Origin of the sequence: Gordonia sp. i37 (genome assembly GCF_002043085.1) — a bacterium.
Classification (GTDB): domain Bacteria; phylum Actinomycetota; class Actinomycetes; order Mycobacteriales; family Mycobacteriaceae; genus Gordonia; species Gordonia polyisoprenivorans.
This window is the reverse complement of sequence record NZ_MVPX01000185.1, coordinates 1-3205: the sequence shown is the minus strand read 5'-3', so window position 1 is coordinate 3205 and position 3205 is coordinate 1. Positions and strand designations below refer to the sequence as shown.

4 protein-coding genes are annotated in these 3205 nt (G+C 67.7%); 2 read left to right on the top strand and 2 right to left on the bottom strand.

Annotated features, from left to right (window positions below; genetic code table 11):
• The coding region (locus tag B1964_RS08965) for a hydrogen peroxide-inducible genes activator (RefSeq protein ID WP_079929537.1) at positions 1–881 on the bottom strand (881 nt) is incomplete at its 3' end.
• A 143-nt stretch (positions 882–1024) separates the two neighbouring features.
• Between B1964_RS08965 and B1964_RS08960 the strand changes: the two genes are divergently transcribed.
• Entirely contained in the window at positions 1025–1612 is a 588-nt protein-coding gene (locus B1964_RS08960; RefSeq protein WP_006371161.1) for a redoxin domain-containing protein, read from the top strand.
• An 11-nt stretch (positions 1613–1623) separates the two neighbouring features.
• Positions 1624–2157, top strand: a complete 534-nt coding sequence (locus tag B1964_RS08955) for an alkyl hydroperoxide reductase (protein WP_014359834.1) — start codon at positions 1624–1626, stop codon at positions 2155–2157.
• A gap of 114 nt (positions 2158–2271) precedes the next feature.
• Here the strand turns inward: B1964_RS08955 and B1964_RS08950 are convergent.
• Positions 2272–3205 (bottom strand): aminotransferase class III-fold pyridoxal phosphate-dependent enzyme (locus B1964_RS08950; RefSeq protein WP_079929536.1); only part of this gene is annotated, 934 nt, incomplete at its 5' end.

The following is a 3205-nucleotide window of genomic DNA, read 5'->3' as shown; positions in this document are numbered from 1 at the left end:
CCCCCCCGCCGATACGGTTCGTCGCGGCCCGACGACGCCCGATAAACCAACCCGATCCGCCGTCCCGGACGTGGCGCGGTGAATCGCGCGATCGCCAGTTCGCCTGCCGCCGTTTCGGAGTCGACAGCGGTCTCGGGGATCAGGGTGACCCCCAGCCCACCTTCGACACATTGCACCGCGGTGGCCAGCGATGCCGCGCGGGTGTGCCCGAGGTCGGGTGAGACCCCGGCCAGTCGACAGACCTCGAGTGCCTGATCACGCAGACAATGCCCCTCGTCGAGCAGGAGCAGCGGAAGATCGGCGAGGGTGCTCGGATCGACGCGTTTGCGGCCGGCGAGCGGATGGCCGACGGGCAGGGCGAGCACGAAATCCTCGTCGTACATCGGGATTTCGGCAATACCGCCGGCCTCTGCCGGCAGGGCCAGGACAGCCACGTCCAGCGAGCCCTCGCGCAGCGCGGTGAGCAGACGGGCGGTCTGATCCTCGACCACCCGCAGTTCGAGGCCGGGTAACCGGGCCGGCAACCCGCGCAGCATCCGCGGCAGGATGTACGGCGCAACCGTGGGGATCACCCCGAGGCGCACCGCGCCGGAGAGCGGATCGTCGGCACCGGCCGCCGCGGACAAGAAGTCGTCGGCGGCGTCGGTCACCGCGATCGCCTTGGGGAGCAGGGTCTGCCCCTCCGGAGTCAAGAAGACACGCCGTGTGGTGCGCTCGATGAGTTTGCGTCCGAGACCCGCCTCCAGGGCGGCCAGCGCCTGTGACAGCGACGGCTGACTGATCCCCAATTCGTTTGCCGCAGAACCGAAATGATGTTTGCGTGCCAGCGTGACGAAGGCACGCAGGCCGGCCAGCGACGGCTGATAAGTTTTATCGGGCATACCTATCAGTGTAGTGCTAATCATCACGTTTCGCTTTCACCGATTCCCGAGCACAATGGTCGGTGCGAAGCATTATCGGTACTGCCGTGCCGATCCGTCCGGATCGCCGGCGCCCGCGCGACTAGAAGGAGAGATTGCACACCATGGCTCTGCTCACGATCGGCGATCAGTTCCCCGCCTACAACCTCACCGCTGTGATCGGCGGCGACCTGTCGAAGGTCGACGCCCAGCAGCCCGACGACTACTTCACCCAGATCTCCAGCGATGATCATCCCGGCAAGTGGCGGATCATCTTCTTCTGGCCCAAGGACTTCACCTTCGTGTGCCCGACCGAGATCGCCGCCTTCGGCAAGCTCAACGACGAGTTCGCCGACCGCGACGCCCAGGTGCTCGGCGCCTCGGTGGACAACGAGTTCGTCCACTTCCAGTGGCGCGCCCAGCACGAGGACCTCAAGACCCTCCCCTTCCCGATGCTGAGCGACCTCAAGCGCGAACTGGCCACCGCGGCAGGTGTTCTCAACGCCGACGGCGTCGCCGACCGCGCCACCTTCATCGTCGACCCGAACAACGAGATCCAGTTCGTCTCGGTCACCGCGGGTTCGGTGGGCCGCAACGTCGACGAGGTGCTCCGCGTCCTCGACGCGCTGCAGTCCGACGAACTGTGCGCCTGCAACTGGCGCAAGGGCGATCCCACCATCAACGCGGGCGAACTGCTGACCGCCAGCGTCTGAGAGGAGCACTCATGAGCATCGACAATCTCAAGGAAGCCCTCCCCGAGTACGCCAAGGACCTCAAGCTCAACCTCGGTTCGATCAGCCGCACCACCGCGCTGACCGAGGAGCAGCTGTGGGGCACCCTGCTCGCGACCGCTGCGGCGACGCGAAATGCCAAGGTGCTGGCCGAGATCGGCGAGGAAGCCGCCGACACGCTGTCCGCGGAGGCCTACAACGCCGCCCTGGGCGCCGCGTCGATCATGGGGATGAACAACGTCTTCTATCGCGGCCGCGGATTCCTCGGCGGCAAGTACGACGACCTGCGTCCCGGTCTGCGGATGAACATCATCGGCAACCCCGGCGTCGACAAGGCCGACTTCGAGTTGTGGTCGTTCGCGGTCAGCTCGATCAACGGCTGCGAGCACTGCGTGGGCGCGCACGAGGCCACCCTGCGTGAGGCGGGCGTCGACCGCGAGGCGATCTTCGAGGCACTCAAGGTCGCCTCGATCGTGGCCGGCGTCGGCCAGGCGATCGCCACCACCGAGGTGCTGAGCGGCGTCTGATCGGCGTGTGACAGCCCCTCTGTGACAGAAGATGTCGGGCCCGGTGTCTGCGTGAGCGCAGGCACCGGGCCCGAGTCGTCAACGGCGTGCGCGCTCCGACGTGCGGGCTCCGCCTCAGCTCAGTGCGTCGCCGATGCGGCTCGCGAGGTCGCCGACCTCTGCGGTGCTCATCACGAAGGCCGGGGAGATCTGCAGGGCGCCCTGCCCGGCGGCACGTCCGCTCACCCCGTGCCTGCGCATGGCCGCCACCGCGTCCTGGGCACGTGCGGGATCGGCGAGCTGGACGGCGCTGACCGCGCCCAACCCGGTGCGGACCTCGCTCACGGCGTCGAGATCGGCGAGCGGGCGTAGCGCCGTCGCCAGATCGGTCTCCAGACGCGTCGCCTCGGCGAGCAGGCCCTCGCGTTCGATGATGTCGAGATTGGCCATCGCCGCCGCGGCGGCACCGGCGTGACCGCCATAGGTGTAGCCGTGTCGCCACCAGACGCCGCCGGCGTAGAACGGCTCGGCGATCCGTGGGGCGATGAACACCGCGCCCATCGGCACGTACCCCGACGTCAGTCCCTTGGCGGTGGTCATCAGATCCGGTTGCAGATCGAACCGGGACGACGCGAACCAGCTGTCGCCACCGATGCGACCGAAACCGGTGACCACCTCGTCGGCGACGAACAGCACGTCGTGGTCACGGCAGATCTGGCGCACCTCGGCGAGATACCCTTCGGGCGGCAGGTACACCCCGCCGGCGCCGATGATCGGTTCGCAGAAGAAGGCGGCCACCCGATCGGCGCCGACCCGTTCGATGAGCCCGAGCAGACTCTTGGCGTCGTCCCAGCCGACCGACTCCGCGTCGGGCATGAGTTGTCCGTAGCCGTCGTGGTTGGCCGGGATACCGGCCAGCGAGGTACCCGCGACATGCATGCCGTGGTAGGCCTTGGTGCGGCCGACGAGCAAGGTCTTCTCCGGCTTGCCGACCTCGGTCCAGTACCGTCGCGCCAGCTTGGCCGCGGTGTCGACGGAATCGCTACCGCCGGAGGTGAAGAAGATCTTG

What these genes read in the sequence shown, in the direction of transcription:
- B1964_RS08955 (WP_014359834.1), top strand. Translation starts at nt 1,624, where the DNA reads ATGAGCATCGACAATCTCAAGGAAGCCCTCCCCGAGTACGCCAAGGAC.
- B1964_RS08960 (WP_006371161.1), top strand. Translation starts at nt 1,025, where the DNA reads ATGGCTCTGCTCACGATCGGCGATCAGTTCCCCGCCTACAACCTCACC.